This window comes from Paenibacillus solisilvae (assembly GCF_042656405.1).
Lineage (GTDB): Bacteria > Bacillota > Bacilli > Paenibacillales > Paenibacillaceae > Paenibacillus_Z > Paenibacillus_Z solisilvae.
The window spans coordinates 1-17,634 of the sequence record NZ_JBHSOW010000076.1 but is presented as its reverse complement, the minus strand read 5'-3'; the positions used below and the strand labels follow the sequence as shown (position 1 = coordinate 17,634).

Below are 17,634 nucleotides of genomic sequence, written 5' to 3'. Positions count from 1 at the left end.
GTATATGTCCGCTTGGGAGAGACAATCCGCATGCTCCTATGGTTTAATAAGGGGTATCAGGATATGCCGATATTAACTCATAAAGGTGGACTTGCATGGTTACTAGAGACAATGGCGGGACTTGGTTCCGCACAAGTACAATAACGCTCTTCGTCCTCATGCTGCTGGCTGCCGGTCTCTTGGCCGGATGCGGCGGTAATGCGAATGCTACCAACAACAAGACGGAACCGCTTACAGAGAATACCGATCCGGTGGTTCCCATTGACCCGCCAGCGGTTGAGCCGGAACCTGTCGATCCGCCCTCCTTCATTGCCCCATTGACGGGACTTGCATTGCCAACAGAGCCTGTGCAGCGCCCTTTTGCCGTGATGGTGAATAATTTCTCAGCGGCCCGTCCGCAATCCGGCCTGCCGCATGCGGATATGGTGTGGGAGGTGCTGGCGGAAGGCGGCATTACGCGCCTTGTGGCGATTTTTCAAAGCGATAACTTCACCGATCCGATCGGTCCGATTCGCAGCAACCGGCCGTATCTGATCCGGATTGGCGAGGCGCTTGGCGGCGTACTGGTGCATGCAGGCGCCAGTAACGACGGTTACGATGTGCTGCAGCATCAGCACAAAGCCTACCTGGATGAGATCACGAATGCGGGCAGCTACTTCTACCGGGAGAGTTTCCGCAAAGCGCCTCATAATCTCTATTCGAATTTAGAGAAGCTTCGCGAAGGCGCGCTGAAGAAGAAGTACGATCAGACCGTTACCATCCCGACCTTCCCGTTCTCGGATGCGGGGGCGACGGCGGCCGGTGTACCGGCAGCATCGGTGAACCTGAATTTCCTGCTCAAGGATTACAAGGTATCGTATGCCTATGATGAGGCAACGAAGCTCTATCTGCGCTCTATCAATGGTGAGCCGCATACCGATTTAACAACCGGTGACCAATTATCCGCGACGAATCTCGTTGTCTTGGGCGCCAAGCATAAGACCTATGACGATTACGGCCGGCTTGAGGTCAATCTCGAATCCGGCGGTCCTGCTGTGCTGATCCAGCTGGGCAAAGCTGTTGAATGCACATGGGTGAGAAGCGATGACGATGTGATCCGGCTGATGAAGGACGGGCAGGAGCTGCCGTTCGTTCCGGGTAAAACCTTCTATCACATCGTGCCGCTGTCCCCGACATTCGCGGGACATGTGAGCTACAGCTAGCAGAGAGGCCGTCAAACTGTGAATAACACATGGTTAAAGATGAATACAATATACGATTAACAGCGAAAACAAACAGCTGAGAATCGCAATTCCAATCCTAGCTGCTAGACGGAGAAAGTCCCTGTAACGCTGCACAATGATGCAGCGCCGCAGGGGCTTTTTTAGTGAATGCCGGGCATTGCAGTGGTCGGCCGATCTTATTGCCTGTCGATTGTTGATCGCCTGCCGGCTGCTGATCGCCTACCGGCTGCTGATCGCCTACCAATTGTTGTTCACCTACCAAATGCTGATGCCTACCAACTGCCTCCAGCTTCACTGCTGTTTGGTCATATACGCAATCCACTGCTCGCGCAGCTCAATCTCAGAGCGCTTGCAGATCCCTTGATAATCATACGGACTCCGGATCAGCTTATTCAGCGCATCCAGGCCGTATTCGGCTGTGATGAATTCGACGAGCTTGTAGGAGAACTGAAAACCCAGCATCCTCTCGAAATCCCATGTGTCATTGTCGAGATCCGCGAAGTGCGGAATGGCTCCCTTCTTAACGGCATCCACCATCGTATCGCGAAGATACTCCGCTGTCATCTGCTTCGTCTCATAGGCCCCGACACCTTGGCGAATCCATTTGGGAGCCCCGGGGTTAATGTCGGTGATGAGCCACATCGCGAATAGGTGGACAGCCGATTGCAGAATGGTCCGGTACGTATGCTCTGGCCCGGGATTAAGCGGCGAAACCATCTTGATCACGTCACCCTCATAGGTGCCCATGAACCAATTCGGTGCATCCGGCTCGCCGACCGCCTGATGGAATGCAGGGAGATCCGGATAAATTTCGAAAATGATTTTGCGGGTAGAGGCATGCTTGTAGGTCTTGGACAACCGGTCGACGTTTAGGCGCAGCTCTTCGAACAGATCCTTGTGGACTTTGCTTTGCTGCTGCTGCTGCTGCTGTTGATTAAGCGTGGAACTGCTTGGCGTGCTGGAATCGGAATCATCCTTATGGATGACCGCGAACCTATTCTCAATGGACATAATGGTAATGTCACCCCATTCGTTAAGCTCGCTTCTCAGCCGCTCCAAGGCCCGGTAGTACCTGTTCTTCACAGCGCTTTGGCGCATGCCGACAATCTCGGCGATCTCAAGCAGTGTACAGCCGGCATAGAACCGCAGCTCAATAATCTGCTGATCGAGGGCCGTTAACTTCTGAATCGCACAGCGGATATCGATTCGGATCTCTACTTGCTCGGCGTAATCGAGAGGGATGGCCGCGAATTCGGAGAGCTCCGATGCGGATTCCCGGACCCGGGACTGGCTTCTATATTCACTCAGCAGCGTATTCCTGGCAATCTTGAAGATCCAAGTGAACAGACTGGATTCATCCCTGAAGGTGTGGAGGTTCTGCAGAACCTTCATGAACACCAGCTGCGTGAGATCCTCGGCATGAACAGGGTTCACCTTAGTGGAGAGATAATGGCGGATACGGCTGTTGTACTGCTGATATACCGCTTCGAATTGCTCCTTGCTGCTCTGCGTATGATACTGGCTGCTGCCCTGTTCATCCGGATAAACAGGGAATTTGTCCGGGGCGCCTGACATGACTGTACCTCCTCTTGCTCTTACCTTTAATTAGACACCGGAGAGTAAGAAAAAGCCACGCTTTATAAATATTAGGCGGTTAAAAATGGTCGCAGAAGAAAACAATAGGTACGGGTGGCAGGGCAGAAAAATAAAAAAGTGAAAGTTTTTTGAAAAAGTCATAAATCCTTTACAATCCCTTAACAATTCACATGTAAACTATGTTAAGATATTGACGGTTCATTTGATGGCTGAATGGTACCGGACCATGTCAACTATGCATCAAGGCGAAGGGGATACTCATGTTTAAGAAAAAAGATATTTTCTTTACCACGTTCGAAGCGATGGCAGACACGATTCTAGAGGCTGTGCAGTATTTTGAACAGCATGTTTCCAACCTCCAGGACGTTACTCAGTTTGCAAAGGTCATGAAAGAATATGAAACCAAATGTGATCGCTTTGTACATACAATTCTGACAGAGCTGAACAAAACGTTCATTACGCCTATTGAGCGTGAAGATATCATGGCGCTGACGACGTCGCTCGATGATGTTTTGGACGGGATTGAAGCTTGTGCGTCCCGTTTCGAAATGTACGGCATTCACGAGCCGGATGAGTACATTACCCTGTTCGCCGAGAACCTTCTTCGCTGCGCGCAGCAGATCAAGAAGGCGATTTACCTGCTGTCGGAGAAGAAGCTGCTTGCGATGCGTGAGCCTGCGATTCACCTCAATGAGCTTGAGAACCAAGCGGATGACCTGCTGCGGATTTGTGTGAAGAGCTTGTTCACCAACGTCAAGGATCCGATTGAATTGATCAAACGAAAAGAAATCTATGAGCGTCTTGAGCAAACGACCGACTACTGTGAGGATGTCGCGAATACACTCGAAACCATCATTATGCGTAACAGCTAAGGAGCAGGTGACGAGTTAAAATGGATATCTACATCTTGGTTGGTATTGTTATCTTTCTTGCGCTTGGATTTGATTTTATAAACGGGTTCCACGATACGGCCAATGCGATTGCCACATCCGTATCGACCAGAGCCTTGTCGCCGCGGCTTGCCATCGTTGTAGCCTCGGTGATGAACTTCGTCGGTGCGATGCTCTTCACCGGTATTGCGAAGACGATCGGGGGTAAAATTGCCGATCCTTCGAAGCTTGGTACACCGGATCATCCGATAGGCGTCTATGTAGTCATTGCTACGCTGCTTGGCGCGATTATCTGGAATCTGCTTACGTGGTGGGTTGGAATTCCTTCCTCCTCTTCACATGCGCTGATCGGTGCGCTTACCGGAGCGGTAGTCAGTGCGGCCGGCCTCAGTGCCATTAACAGCTCGGGCTTTATCGATATTATCAAAGCTCTTATTCTCTCACCGCTTATTGCATTCACAGGCGGATTCATCGTGATGTGGATCTTGAAGCAGATTTTCGCCAAATCCAGTCCGCATCAAGTGAACAAAATGTTCCGTTCAGGCCAAGTGCTGACCGCAGCATTCCAATCGTTTACGCATGGTACGAATGACGCGCAGAAGGCGATGGGGATCATTACGTTCGCGCTCGTGACGGCTGGCCTGCAGGACAACACCGACCATATTCCGCTGTGGGTTAAAGTTTCCGCAGCGACGGCGATGGCGCTCGGCACCTCGATTGGCGGCTGGAAAATCATCAAGACGATGGGGACGAAGATTTTCAAAATCGAACCGATCAACGGATTCGCAGCCGATATTACATCGGCGACCGTAATCTTGACAGCTACGCTGACGCATCTGCCGGTCAGCACGACGCATGTGATTACATCGTCGATTCTCGGTGTGGGCAGCGCGAAGCGTTTCTCCGCCGTGAAGTGGGGACTAGCCGGGCGGATCGTCATCTCGTGGGTCATCACGATCCCGATCACGATGATCCTTGCGGCGCTGATCTATCAGGTAATCGCGCTGTTTGAGTAGTGGGTTTAAATGGGTAAAAGGCTGAGTGCCCTGCGGGGGCATTCAGCCTTTTGTTGTGGGTGATGCGACTAAAGCGTGGCGATGGATGGGACGGCAAGCAGTGAGGCACATGTTACGTCCATATTTGAGATCAGGCATGCTGACGCGTGGCCTTGCTCGCTGTTATGCAGCGCCAAGCCGCGCGCGAGAGAGATGCGCACGGTACGTTAGCGTTTGCGCGGACGGCGGCGCTGTCCGCCGGGCGTGACGCCTGCGCCGGTTCTGGTGCGGCGGCGTTTCTTCTTGCGGCGTGGAGGCGGCGTATCATCGTCGTCCTCAGCGATGGAGGCCGTGTCCTTTTTGAAGGAACCGGCCAGCACCTTGATAAGCGGCGCCATTTGGGAGATGCTGCCGACGACCTCTTTCACCTTGGTCATGGTCGTTACGATACCGTCAATGCCGCCCATGCGGTCGACGATACCTTTGATATCATTCAAGCTGTTGCCCAGATTAAAGCCGCCGGCTTTGGCTGGCTTTGCCGCTTCCGTCGATTCCTGAGATGGCAAGATGAGCGCTTGACTGGTGGGTGCCGGTTGTATGGAGATGCTCGGTATGCCCGCTGAAAACTGGGATTCATCATATGGGATCGGGTTATTCCCCAATGTGGTATTGCTCATTCCGCCGTCGAAGAAGGGATCGGATATGCCGGGGAACTGGCTTTGGCCGGGCTGATTGATGCTTCTTCCGGACGGATCGTAGCGGTATTTCACGCAGATCACAACCTTTTTAGCGTTTTATATAGTAGTCTATGGAGTAGGCAAACATACGGATTGGACGAATGCCCGTTTCTGCAATCATTTTTTCCGCGAATGTCCTGCCTGCAGCATGTACTGCAGTTCTTCTCTCCTTTAAAGCTTGAGTGCGCTAACGCTTGAAAATTGTACTGGAAACCGATACAATGAGCATATTAGTTCGGGTAGGGGGAATAAGGACGATGCAGCTTAAGAAGCTGAATGACAAAACTTTCGACCAGCTGTTCGAGGCAATTCTGACGCTTGAGACAGTAGAGGAATGTTATATATTCTTTGACGATTTGTGCACCGTGAATGAGATCCAGTCGTTATCGCAGCGGCTTGAAGTGGCGCGTATGTTGGGCAAAGGTCACACATATAATCAGATTGAAGCAGAAACAGGCGCAAGCACGGCGACGATATCGCGTGTGAAACGCTGCTTGAACTACGGCAACGACGGGTACAAAATGGCGCTAGAGCGTGCGGGTCGCTAACGATGAAGCCAGGCATTCTGGTCATTAGCCACGGCTCGCGCGAGGCGCAGTGGGTGCGGCTGGTCGATGAAGCCGTCGCAGCCGCTGCCGGCTCGGATGCCTTGCGCCGCGGATTGGCTGGCCGCAGGGCGGCTCAGACTGTAAGTGGTGAGGCGGGACGGCCTGCGTGTGATGATGTGCAGCGGCTTGCAGGTGACAAAGCGCAGCAACGTGCTGGTGGCGAAGCGGAACGACGTGCAGGTGATGCAAGGATGGAATTGACTATCGGCGGAGAACCTGTGCCGGTCGTTTCGTCGTTTCTGGAGATCGTCGAGGGCCGGCTGATCCAGGACGGCATTAATCAGCTAGAAGCGGAAGGCGTAAGCGATCTGTACGTCCTTCCGCTCTTTGTTTCGTCTGGAAGCACGCATGTGGATGACATCGCGCAGGCGTTCGGCCAGCCGCCGGTATCTGCGAAGCGTGAAGGCGAGCTGGAGCGGTTCCGCTTGCAGGGGAGCACACGCGTGCATTTCGGCCTGCCGATCGACGATGATGCGGATATCGCGGAGCTGCTGCTCTCGAATATCCGCGAGCTGTCCAGCGCGCCTGCGCAGGAGAGGCTGCTGCTCGTGGCGCATGGCTCGCACGAAGCGGACTTTCATGGCCGCTGGCGCAAGGGCATGACGCTGCTTGCAGGACGGCTGCGCGAGCTCGGCGGCTTCGCCGGAGCGGATATCGCGATGCTGCTGCCGAATCAGGCAGCCTGCGTGATGAAGGCTCTGCAGCGCAAGCATGCGGGTCAGAGCGTGATCGTCGTACCGCTGTTCTTGAGCGATGGATATTTTACAGGGACCGTTATTCCGAATCGGCTGGAAGGGCTGGATTATCGGTATAACGGGAGAGCGATGCTGCCTCATCCTTGCGTGACACGCTGGATGGAACGGCAGATTGCAGGTTGGCTTGAAAGCCTAGTTATCGATAGAGAGTAAGAAAGAACGAATTCATGTGAATAATAGTATGATAAGGTATGGATTGTATTGGGGGCAGGTTTGCGATTGCCTGCGAGTTAGCTGTATGGGCGGGTGTTCCTACAGGCTGGAAAGTGCCGGAGGTTGGTCCGAATGACAAATAAACGAGCAAGATTAATTTATAACCCGACATCGGGTCGGGAAGAGATCAAGAGACGGCTGCCCGATATTCTCCAGCGGCTGGAGATGGGAGGCATCGAGACGAGCTGCCACGCCACCACAAGTGAAGGCGATGCGACCATAGCTGCAGCAGAAGCAGCGGATCGCGGTTTCGATATTATTATCGCGGCGGGCGGAGACGGAACGCTGTATGAAGTTATTAATGGACTAGCGGAGAAGGACTTCCGTCCACAGGTCGGGATTCTGCCGCTGGGAACGACGAATGATTTTGCCCGGGCCTTAGGGATTCCCAAGCATTGGGAATACGCGGTTGACCTCATCACGCAGCAGTATACGAAGCCGATTGACCTCGGACGCGCGAACCAGCGGTATTTCATCAACATTGCCGGCGGCGGTTCCTTGACGGAGCTGACCTATGAGGTGCCAAGCAAGCTCAAGACCATGATCGGGCAGCTGGCCTATTATATGAAGGGTCTGGAGAAAATGACCCGCCTGCGCCCGACCGAGCTGAGGCTCAAGGCCAAGGAAATCGGCGAAATGCATGAGGAAATCATGATGTTCCTCATCTGCAACAGCAACTCGGTCGGCGGCTTCGAGAAGCTCGCGCCGGAAGCGAATCTGGAGGATGGCTTATTCGATGTGATCGTGCTGAAGAAGTGCAACCTCGGCGAGTTCATCCGGATTGTATCGCTTGCCCTGCGCGGCGAGCATTTCAATGACCCGCATATTGTGCATTTTCAAACTAATGAGCTGATTGTAACGACACCGGATTATGTGCAGCTCAATCTCGACGGTGAATACGGCGGCACGCTGCCGTGCACGTTCACCATGCTGCCGTCACACTTGAATATATTCGTGGATGAAGCGGGCACCTCGACGTACCGCTAGTCCAACAATTGAACATAACGGAGCGATCAACGTACAAATGACAGTACCAGTAACTAAAAATGATGAAGTCGTCGTCGACATAGTCGGCTTGACGCATGAGGGCGAAGGGGTAGGCCGTGCAGACGGCTTTACCCTTTTTATACAGGGAGCACTTCCCGGCGAGCGCGTACGCGCGAAGGTGTTGAAGGTCAAGAAGACTTATGGCTATGCGAAGATGCTGGAACTGGTTGTGGCGAGTCCCGACCGAGTTGATGCGCCTTGCGGGATCTTTAAGTACTGCGGCGGGTGTCAGCTGCAGCATTTGAGCTATAAGGGCCAGCTTGAGTGGAAGCGGCAGCATGTGGTGGATAACCTGGAGCGGATTGGGAAGCTGCGGGTTGCAGGTGCGAATGGTGCGAGCGGCGATGGAGAGAGTGCTGGAGATGGAAGAAATGAAGGGCAAGGGATTGTGGTGCATCCTACGATTGGGATGGACGAGCCTTGGCGTTATCGGAACAAGGCTTCGGTTCCGATTGGAACGGCGGTAGATGCTCCATCGGTGGGCTTTCCTTCAGGAAAAGAGCGCCTGATCGGCGGCTTCTATGCGCACGGCAGCCATCGGATTATAGACATGGAAGCTTGCCTCATCCAGCATTCCGATAACGATGACATCATCGGCATGGTGAAATCTATCGCCCGCGAGCTTGGCGTGAGTGCTTATAATGAGGAGACTGGCCGCGGGCTGCTGCGTCATGTGATGGTTCGGGTAGGCTTCGTCACAGGCGAAGCGATGGTTGTTCTTATTACGAACGGACAGAAGGTTCCACAGGTGGAACGCTGGATTGAGCGGATTCGCGAGGCTTTCCCAAGTGTGAAGAGCATTGTTCAGAACGTGAACACGCGCAAGACGAATGTCATCTTCGGCGACGAGACTCGTGTGCTGTGGGGCAGTGAAGTGATCTATGATGGGCTGGATGGGATCCGCTTCGCGATTTCAGCGAGATCGTTCTACCAGGTGAATCCGGTGCAGACGGTGGAATTGTACCGCAAGGCGGTTGAGTATGCGGGATTGACCGGATCGGAGACGGTTATTGATGCGTATTGCGGGATAGGGACAATTTCGCTGTTCCTCGCGAGACGCGCTGGTCGCGTTTATGGGGTTGAGATCGTCCCGGAGGCGATCGAGGATGCAGGTAGGAACGCGGCGTTGAACGGGATCGATAATGCGTCGTTTGAAGCTGGCGCAGCTGAAGTAGTGATTCCGCGTTGGCGGAAGGAAGGCATAGTGCCTGATGTGATCGTAGTCGATCCACCTCGCAAAGGCTGTGATGAAGCTTTGCTGGAGACGATTCTGGCGATGAAGCCAGAGCGAGTGGTGTATGTGTCGTGTAATCCTTCAACACTGGCAAGGGACTTGCGCGTGCTTACGGATGGCGGGTATCGGACGGTTGAGGTTCAGCCGGTGGATATGTTTCCGCATACGGTGCATGTGGAGTGCGTGGTAAGGATATATCGGGAGGGACATTAAAAGGTAAATGTTTCAACAAGGTCTGCTGAGAAAGCAGGCTTTTCTTTTATGAACTATCTTAAAGAGTTAATAGTTAAAATGAAGCAAGCATTAAGTTGACCTCTCCCCACAGCGGTGGAGGTTATTTCATGCGAACATATACTCGGAGATAGGGGTTCGAATTCAGAAGAAAATTGAGAAACGCAAGGTTGCTTATATTTAGTATGATCAATGTGTTGGTTATTGTATTATAGATAATAGAACGACTGCCTCAATAGGTATTTATAATATAGAACATAGGTGGATACATGTCCTGGAGCAAATTGAAGCAACATCTGGAGAGTTTTCTCTGTCCTGCCTTATATGGAAGGGTGGAATACAGTTCAACCAGCTACCGTTATTTACCCGATAAAGCAGGACTTTGTTATATTACGGTAGATAAAAAGAACGTACTCAATATGAATGATATAACTACCTTAATCAGATGGTATCAGACGGAGCTGGAAATTAAGAATGATTCAGATATCCAAATTCCTATCAACAATGAAGAAATTGAAGCGGTCAGAAAAGATACCAAGGGGATAGTTCCGGAGGATCGTCTAAAAGTAATTGCAAGAAGTAGAAAAATATCAGAATATGCAAAGGAGCTTTTGTCAGCACAGTCATCATTAAGTAAATCAAATTTTATCGTTGTAGCTAATAAGTTTTTATCCATTTCTATAGAGGAAAGCATAGAGAGCAATGATATCTTATTGAATATTCTAGCTTTGGTGGACAGACGAGTTGGAAAAAAGCGAATTTTAAACATGACCGAGAAGATGAAGTTAAAGCATCCAATTGTGCAGTATTTTTATGAACTACGGCTTAGTATGTTATGAAAATAAGTAACTCATTCACCTTCAATCGCGAGGTTTTTTCATGAGACCATACGCTTGCTGACATATTAGTGTCGGCTTGGTGGTTTATAATGATGGAAATAACCTGTCGAACAAAGGAATTTCCAGTTAGTTTGTGGAATAACATTGACTGTTGAAATTGGATGGTGAACTGAGATATGAGAATTATTAGTTGGAATTGTAACATGGCATTTAGAAATAAGGCAAAATACCTGCTGGAATTTGATGCTGATATATATGTGATACAAGAAAGTGAAGATACAGCGAAACTGAATATAGCAGAATTAACATCTTATCCTAATAGAATCTGGATTGGGAAAAACAAAAATAAAGGCTTACTGGTTTTGGCGAAAGAGAATATTAAAATTGAAACATACAAAGAGCATAATTTAAATTACAAATACATCTTACCATTGAAAGTTAGTGGAAAATGTAATTTTAATATGCTTGCGGTGTGGGCACAAGATGATAAAGAAAATCGGCGGAATCAATATATTGGTCAGATTTGGCATGCTTTGCAAGAGTATAAGCTTTTAATTTGACATTGTGGCAATTTAATCGACCGTTTCGGAACGAATATCATCCGACCATGAAGCCTGTAGCACTTATCTCCTACCCGATTAAAAACTCAAGCAAAATTGGTGAAATTATACTCGATCCATTTGGCGGTTCAGGAAGTACGCTAATCGCATGTGAGGATACGGATCGAATTTGCTATACGATGGAGTTGGATGAGAAATATGCAGATGTGATTGTGAATCGATATATTGAACGTGTCGGCAGCGATACTGGTGTGTATTTGATTAGGGATGGAGTGAAGTTGCGGTACCAAGAAGTTGTTACTGGGTAGTCCTTTATCAATTGAGATTAGTCCAATGTCCATGTATAATTTGGAAAAGGGGTGATCTTAATTGTCTTTTGATTGGAATATTGAGTCTGAAGTATTTAGTATCACAAATCTAAAAGCTAGAGTTAATGCGGACAAGTTATTCGTAAGTCTAATGCAAGAGATTGAGAAACAAGGCATTGACATCCGTAAGAGTTTCTTCATTTCTGCTATTCAAAAGTTGATACCCAAAGGAACTGCTGGCATAGATAACAATTCGGTTTATGGATTCTCCATATTAAGTATGTTAAGTGGCCAGAAGAAGCGTGATTATTTTATATTTGATGACCTTAATTTAAGAGATGAGTTTACTTCAGTTGCCAATAATAATTATAACCGCGACAATTACTATTGGCTTAAGAACTACCCGAGCGAACTAATACGGATTAATCCCATATTTATTAAAGATTAGATGGTGGAGCCTATGATAAGGCTCTTTTTTATATGCAGAAAATGGAGTTGAGGTGAGTTGAAGAAAGATAACAAGAAAGTTGTAAGGTCATTAAAACCTAAACTGCCTACAAAGTATGATTTGAATGTAGAGCCAAGACTAGAAGAAATTAAGCAATGGGTTAAGGATGGAATAACAGATGAAGAGCTTGCTGTACATTTGGATATTCACGTTTGTACGGTTTATGAGTATTCCAATAAGCATCCTAAATTTGCAAAGGTCTTAGAACGACCATCGAAATGGGACACTCACGTATTGCCAAGGTTTACGGAGATACAGCGGTGGATAGAGGAAGGCTTAACGAATGATCAAATGTGCGAAAAATTAGGCATTGCTCCTGCCACTTGGTATGAATATGCAAATAAGCATCCGATGTTCTTATAAATTGGGGCAAGTCTGTTATTAATACACGCGTGGAAAATTCTTTATTTCGTGCTGCTACTGGTTATGATGTAGAGGAATTAAAAACAGTGGTTGAAGAGGACAAAAATGGAAAAAAGAAAACTCGAATCGAGAATGTTAAAAGGCATATTCCTGCAAACCCAACAGCGATGATCTTCTGGCTGAAGAACCGCGCACCGAACGAATGGAATGATCGCCGCGAGATACTTATCGATACGAAAGCAGCTGAACTCGAACGGAAGCAATTGTTTCTTGATATGATAGATGCAGATATAGTAGAAGCCAAATATGAAGCCATAGAGGAGTCCAGCTATATCGAGGAAGGCTTTGAAGAGCCGGATGCATAACGTTATGTCGTCAGTTATTTGATAGATAAACGCCAGTTTCAGCCCTAAATTACCATCAAAACTAGCCATTTACACTGCATATATAAAAGTTATGCATCCGGTTGACTGTCTCCCCCACCAACGGTATGATGTGACACACAAGCGAAAGGTGGGGGCGATATGTGCCGTATTTACAGGGGTTTGAGGCGCATTTACGGAGTAAAGATCGGAGTGAGAATACGATATCCTGCTACTTGAGGGACACGTTAGCATTCTTGGCTTGGTATCGGGGTAAGACGGACTATGGGTTGGATAAATTCAACCTCATTCCATCCTTAACCCCTTCGCTATACAACCACTCTTTCTCCTTCGAATGCTGATGGTTAACCGTTTCTTCCCAATCTAAGATATTCAAAAACATGTCTGGCTCTAGCTGCTTCTTCAAGTCATTCGTAATTTGACCAAGCTTCTGTCTGACCCTGTTGCTGCGAAAATTGCATTGACCTTCACTGAATCGTTCGCGTGTTCATCAAACCTTTTGCTTAATGCTTTCTGAAACCATTCTGGCCAATCTTCCAAAGTGCCATCCCCTCTTCGTTGTTCGAGTGTGTGTATGTTAACTCTGATGGGAGGGGATGGCAAGTTGTTTATCGATTCATTTTCTTCTACAATTCTTCCTGATTTTCAACAACATTCTACTGCATAATAGTACATTTTTCGACGGTAAAGTATTGCATAACCGTGGTATAATTTTACTATTCACTATAAATGATTGGCTTGCCGAAATGCTCTTTAGTCCAACTTCGATGCAGGGCATACAGATAGCGGTGAAATCAAGTTTTAGTAATCTGTAGCCCCCAAATTTTGCTCGGAAACTTAGTCAAGCACGATTATTAAAACAATTTAAAATCATTGAATTCAAATAAAACGATTCAAGGGGGATGTTTAACTTTGGAAAATACAAGACAGTATTATATAGACCGCATCATTCATTGTGCAGCGAATAATAACCTGTATGACTACACAATCATTCGTCTTCATGAGTTGGATACTAACGAGCTTATAGCCACTTGGGATGGTCTCAGATTGGTTTATGGGGACATAAAGAGTATTAAGCAATAGAATTATCATTTTAAGAGGGAGTAAATTAGGGAAGCAGCAATCCAATCCCTTATTTCTCAAGTTAAAGTAGAATTTTGGGGAAGTTAATGAAATAACGGATTCATGAGCAATAGGATTGTTCAGAAATTCTAATGAAAGGAGTCTCAAAAATATTTTCTTGGTTATTTGGATCTAAGTGTGCCATATGTGGTAAGAAAGCTTCTGAGCCAAGGAAGTATTTCAATGATAAAGGAAAACCGATCAAGGTTTGTAAAAAGTGTGTTCCCTATGCTAAGAGAAGAGCATTTAGAAAACGAAAAAAAACGATGATTTTAAGGGGAATCGGAACTATGAAAGAGGCTACACTTTTTCTCATGGCAAGGAATTTCCATCAATAAAAACATGTGAAAAACAGTTTGGATAAAATGACAATTTAAGGAGAAAAACATTATGAGATCAGAAGACCAGATTAAATCTAAATTGATCCAGTTGAAGTCTTTGAATGGTAAAAATCTTGAGGTTGAAAAGCAAATTGAAATACTCGAATGGGTATTAAATGAGCCTACAGAAAAATATCATAATAAATAAAGGTGACAACGATGTATTACCACGTCTACTATCCGGATCGCATCGGGTAGCATTTACGATAAATCCCCCCTCGGGGGAGCCTTCAAAAAGAGTTTACACAAAAGATTTGACAGACTCAGATAAATAAAAGCCACTCCTTTTCGCATCCCAAACACAAATATTTGTTGGGGATCCAGTAAGAATTAAAGAACAGAAAAAGAAATTGCAGTATACAAGGTCATGCCATGATCGAAGCAGCTTCATTTGAAAATTACAGAGCAATTAGCGGCAAAATAATTTCAACTGTTGTTCCCCGGCCGACTTCACTTGAAATTTGAATTGTTCCATGATGCTCCTTGATAATTTTGTAGCAAATCATTAAACCTAGGCCTGTTCCTTTTTCCTTCAAGCTGTAAAAAGGTTCGCCAAGGTGGGGAATTCTGTCTTGCGGTATACCGTATCCGTGATCTTTGATTCGAACCGAAATGGAATCAGTGCTGTATTTAATCATAATTTCAATTTGTCCGCCTTGAGGCATCGCTTCAATGGCATTTTTCACAACATTGATAAACACTTGTTTGAGCTGATTTTCTTCGCATTCAATGAGCGGATCCCCAGATTCTGACTCTATCAAAATTTGCACATTGTGCATTGTCGCAAGCGGATAGAGAAAAGAAGCAACCTGTCGGATCACAATTTCTAAATTATTCCTGTTAAACTTCACTGTTTGCGGCTTTGCCACGGTCAAAAATTGGTTAGAAATCCATTCCATTTGTTCAATTTCGGATAACATGACTTCCAAGTACCAACTGTCTTTATCAGTTGTTTGGGACTTCAATAAGCTGAGAAAACCTTTGATTGTCGTAAGCGGATTACGAATTTCATGGGCAATCCCTGCTGCTAGCTGACCGACTACAGCAAGTTTCTCCGTTTTTCGCAGCAATTCTTCCGTTTTCTTCAGTTCCGTGATGTCACGTCCAATGATTACTAGTCCTTTGCGCCTACCGTCCTCATGATAGATTGGAACTTTAATAACATCGCAAATCGCATCGCTGCCACTAGGACTTGAAATGATTTCTTGAGTGCGTATCAGACTGCCTTTTTCCCAAGCCCAATCATCGGACACTGTGCATTGTAAATAGGTATCCCGATAAAATTCATTGCACGCGGCAAGTTCATTATCCGTCATTCCCTGGTAGTCGGTATCCTTTAACTGAAAAGAAGCAAGTGCAAAATCGTTTGCTTCGATCCACCTACCTTGATCATCCTTGAATATAACGAGGTCAGGCAAGGAATTAATCAATGTCTGAAGCCGTTTCCCGGTTACTATTAGCTCTTCGCCCATTCGTTTTAGTTCCGTAATATCTCTTGAAATGAGCACATACGCGACGACTTTGCCCTTGCTGTCAAAGAGCGGGGAGGCGAAATTGCTGACATCGATCAGACTACCATCCTTGCGCTGTCTAACGGTTTCATAAGGGATGACATGCCGGGAACTAAACATGTTTTTACGAATTTCATCGGATTCCCTTTTAAGATGATCAGGAATCGCTGGGATCTCTTTTCCGAGTAGTTCCTGTTCCGTCCAGCCGTATATTCTTTCAAAAGATCTGTTGGTTTTTATGACATGAAAGTTGGCGTCTAAAACGATAATCGCATCCTCAGTATTGCGGAAGAAGAATTCAAGTTGTTCTTTTGTAGACTTCAAGTCTTCATGAATTTGTCGATGATTCGGTGCGATATCCCGCATTGTTTCATATACGCCGACGATTTCGTTCTCTACAAAGATCGGAAAGCTCTTTAACGAAACATAAAGACTATGCCCCTGCTTATGCCGGAAAGCAGCTTCATACTCTTGCTGCATACCATTTGCCGCCTTGGCAAAAGCCCGTAACTTTTGTTCTTTGTAGTCCGGGAGAGTTAAGTCTTGGACCTTAATGTTTCTCAACTCACTCGTGACATAGCCAAACATTCTCTCCGCTGCCGGATTTGCATCGAGGAGAATTCCTTGTAAATCATAAGAAAAGATGGCGTCCGGATGATGATCGAACAGCGATTTGTACAAGTAATCTTGTTTTGAAACTCTTTGTCTTTCAGCAGCTTCGTCATTTTTGAGAGGTGATGAGATTGCTGGGGTATGGTGGAAATCCGGTACATATTTGAAACCGGCAATTTCAGGTGGAAGGACATTAATAATCGATCCGATTGCCACTCCACCGTAAACGTAAGGTGAGCATTCAAATAGCCACATCTTATTATCGTACTCAATTTCCCAGTTCACCCTTGAAGGAAAAGATTCTATTATGAGAGAGTTATTTTCCATCCGAAGATTGGGTGAGATCCAGCCTTTTTCATACAGCAGTTGGGAAGCTTTGATGACTCGTCCTCCACGGTCTAAAACCGCTAGTGGGAGGGTTGTACTTTTGGTTAGCTCAACAAAATACTGAGACAGCCGGAAACGCTCGAATTTCAATTGGTTGCAAAGTATCTTCTCGATATCTTTAGCCGCCTCAACAACGGCATCAAGTGTTTTCGGATCATTTACCGTCCACAAGCCGGTTAAATCGATAATACCGAGCACTTTGCCTGTAGCGGGGTCGCGGATGGGGGCAGCGGAACATGTCCAGCCATGAATCTTTTGGCAAAAATGCTCGCTGGCAAACACTTGAATCGGTCCTCCGGTGACCAGGGCTGTTCCAATTGCATTCGTCCCAATTCTGCCTTCACTCCAATCTGAGCCGGGCGAGAAGTTAATGTCTTCCGCTTTTAACATCAAAGACATTTCGCCATCATAGTAAATCATTTCGCCAGCCGCGTTGGAATACGTTACAAGATAGCCGGTATTTGCGGTAAGCTGCTTCAACTTCTTTAAAAACGGCTCGACTATTCGAAATAACGGGTCAGACGTCACGTGCTCTTGAATTTGATCAATTCCTAGGTTATAAGAGGCTTTACTGAGGAGAGGATTGACCCCTTGCTCCATGCAACGCTGCCAAGAATTGTGCATGGAAGTCCTGACATTTAGCTGCGAGGAGTTTCCGGACATAAACTTTTCCCATTCGCGTTCGATCGTTGCATTATCAGTTTTTCGAGAACTGCTTAAACGGAATGTGTCAAAACTTTTTTTTGCCATAACTGCCTCCTCTTATAACTTAGTTGATCGTTACGGCATACCTGCAAAGCCTTTGAGTTCAGCAAGCGCTCTGTGAGAACGAGCAAGTAGCTTTAATAATCACTTTGTTTCAAGATCAAGGCAATGATGTTACCGTCAAGCTATTCACTAACTTGATAGATTTATTATATTCGCAATAGATTCCCACATCAATAAAATGTGAGTGAAAATAATAAATTACCTTCCTAATAAATACGATTGTTACGCAAATTTTTTTTAAAAAAAGCTACATCATATATTCCTTTGGTATTATCCCCTTCAAGTAGACACTCAGAAAAAAAACCTTATGGTACCATAAGGAATGAGTGAACTTGGAGGGGATTTATTTATGGCTAAAAAAGGA

General features: G+C 46.9%; 18 protein-coding genes. 14 read left to right on the top strand and 4 right to left on the bottom strand.

The genetic code is table 11. From position 1 onward, the window contains the following. The first annotated feature begins 95 nt into the window (after positions 1-95). Positions 96-1,202, top strand: a complete 1,107-nt coding sequence (locus tag ACFPYJ_RS20315) for a DUF3048 domain-containing protein (protein WP_379190038.1) — start codon at positions 96-98, stop codon at positions 1,200-1,202. A 97-nt stretch (positions 1,203-1,299) separates the two neighbouring features. On the opposite strand, the gene ACFPYJ_RS20310 is transcribed toward ACFPYJ_RS20315, so the two are convergent. Both ACFPYJ_RS20310 and ACFPYJ_RS20305 read right to left on the bottom strand, forming a co-directional pair. Then, a complete protein-coding gene (locus ACFPYJ_RS20310; RefSeq protein WP_379190037.1) occupies positions 1,300-1,467 on the bottom strand; it encodes a hypothetical protein in 168 nt (55 codons plus the stop codon). A gap of 47 nt (positions 1,468-1,514) precedes the next feature. After that, entirely contained in the window at positions 1,515-2,798 is a 1,284-nt protein-coding gene (locus tag ACFPYJ_RS20305) for an RNA polymerase sigma factor (RefSeq protein WP_379190035.1), read from the bottom strand. 281 nt (positions 2,799-3,079) lie between these two features. Here ACFPYJ_RS20305 and ACFPYJ_RS20300 point away from each other — a divergent pair, with 281 nt between their 5' ends. Together ACFPYJ_RS20300 and ACFPYJ_RS20295 are read left to right on the top strand one after the other, a co-directional pair. Then, positions 3,080-3,691 carry a DUF47 domain-containing protein gene (locus tag ACFPYJ_RS20300; protein WP_379190034.1) on the top strand — a complete coding sequence of 204 codons (612 nt, stop codon included), beginning with the start codon at positions 3,080-3,082 and terminating at the stop codon, positions 3,689-3,691. Positions 3,692-3,711: 20 nt separating this feature from the next. Further along, positions 3,712-4,725 (top strand): inorganic phosphate transporter, encoded by a 1,014-nt coding sequence (locus ACFPYJ_RS20295; protein ID WP_379190033.1) that lies wholly within the window; start codon positions 3,712-3,714, stop codon positions 4,723-4,725. 206 nt (positions 4,726-4,931) lie between these two features. Here ACFPYJ_RS20295 and ACFPYJ_RS20290 read toward each other — a convergent pair whose 3' ends face one another. Then, entirely contained in the window at positions 4,932-5,474 is a 543-nt protein-coding gene (locus ACFPYJ_RS20290; RefSeq protein ID WP_379190032.1) for a tyrosine protein kinase, read from the bottom strand. Between the two features lie 224 nt (positions 5,475-5,698). Between ACFPYJ_RS20290 and ACFPYJ_RS20285 the strand changes: the two genes are divergently transcribed. The 11 genes from ACFPYJ_RS20285 (at position 5,699) to ACFPYJ_RS20235 (ending at position 14,140) form a co-directional block, all read left to right on the top strand. Beyond that, a complete protein-coding gene (locus ACFPYJ_RS20285) occupies positions 5,699-5,989 on the top strand; it encodes a YerC/YecD family TrpR-related protein (RefSeq protein ID WP_379190031.1) in 291 nt (96 codons plus the stop codon). A 2-nt stretch (positions 5,990-5,991) separates the two neighbouring features. Then, on the top strand, positions 5,992-6,957 hold the full coding sequence (locus ACFPYJ_RS20280; protein WP_379190029.1) for a sirohydrochlorin chelatase: 966 nt from the start codon (positions 5,992-5,994) through the stop codon (positions 6,955-6,957). A 132-nt stretch (positions 6,958-7,089) separates the two neighbouring features. After that, positions 7,090-8,004: a diacylglycerol kinase gene (locus tag ACFPYJ_RS20275; RefSeq protein WP_379190028.1), complete on the top strand. Its 915-nt coding sequence runs from the start codon at positions 7,090-7,092 to the stop codon at positions 8,002-8,004. A gap of 37 nt (positions 8,005-8,041) precedes the next feature. Beyond that, entirely contained in the window at positions 8,042-9,511 is a 1,470-nt protein-coding gene (rlmD, locus tag ACFPYJ_RS20270; RefSeq protein WP_379190027.1) for a 23S rRNA (uracil(1939)-C(5))-methyltransferase RlmD, read from the top strand. Between the two features lie 287 nt (positions 9,512-9,798). Further along, complete coding sequence (locus ACFPYJ_RS20265) at positions 9,799-10,368, top strand: SF0329 family protein (RefSeq protein WP_379190026.1); 570 nt, start codon at positions 9,799-9,801, stop codon at positions 10,366-10,368. Between the two features lie 176 nt (positions 10,369-10,544). Then, positions 10,545-10,928 carry a hypothetical protein gene (locus ACFPYJ_RS20260; RefSeq protein WP_379190025.1) on the top strand — a complete coding sequence of 128 codons (384 nt, stop codon included), beginning with the start codon at positions 10,545-10,547 and terminating at the stop codon, positions 10,926-10,928. Then, positions 10,925-11,236, top strand: a complete 312-nt coding sequence (locus tag ACFPYJ_RS20255; RefSeq protein WP_465263365.1) for a DNA methyltransferase — start codon at positions 10,925-10,927, stop codon at positions 11,234-11,236. Before ACFPYJ_RS20260 ends, ACFPYJ_RS20255 begins: the two co-directional genes overlap by 4 nt. A 61-nt stretch (positions 11,237-11,297) precedes the next feature. Further along, positions 11,298-11,684 carry a hypothetical protein gene (locus ACFPYJ_RS20250; protein WP_379190024.1) on the top strand — a complete coding sequence of 129 codons (387 nt, stop codon included), beginning with the start codon at positions 11,298-11,300 and terminating at the stop codon, positions 11,682-11,684. A 57-nt stretch (positions 11,685-11,741) separates the two neighbouring features. Continuing rightward, positions 11,742-12,107: a hypothetical protein gene (locus ACFPYJ_RS20245; protein WP_379190023.1), complete on the top strand. Its 366-nt coding sequence runs from the start codon at positions 11,742-11,744 to the stop codon at positions 12,105-12,107. A gap of 29 nt (positions 12,108-12,136) precedes the next feature. Beyond that, on the top strand, positions 12,137-12,472 hold the full coding sequence (locus ACFPYJ_RS20240) for a hypothetical protein (RefSeq protein WP_379190022.1): 336 nt from the start codon (positions 12,137-12,139) through the stop codon (positions 12,470-12,472). 1,530 nt (positions 12,473-14,002) lie between these two features. Next, positions 14,003-14,140: a hypothetical protein gene (locus tag ACFPYJ_RS20235; RefSeq protein WP_379190021.1), complete on the top strand. Its 138-nt coding sequence runs from the start codon at positions 14,003-14,005 to the stop codon at positions 14,138-14,140. A 250-nt stretch (positions 14,141-14,390) separates the two neighbouring features. Here the strand turns inward: ACFPYJ_RS20235 and ACFPYJ_RS20230 are convergent, their stop codons facing one another. Continuing rightward, positions 14,391-17,252, bottom strand: a complete 2,862-nt coding sequence (locus ACFPYJ_RS20230; RefSeq protein ID WP_379190020.1) for a PAS domain S-box protein — start codon at positions 17,250-17,252, stop codon at positions 14,391-14,393. Positions 17,253-17,634 lie beyond the last annotated feature (382 nt).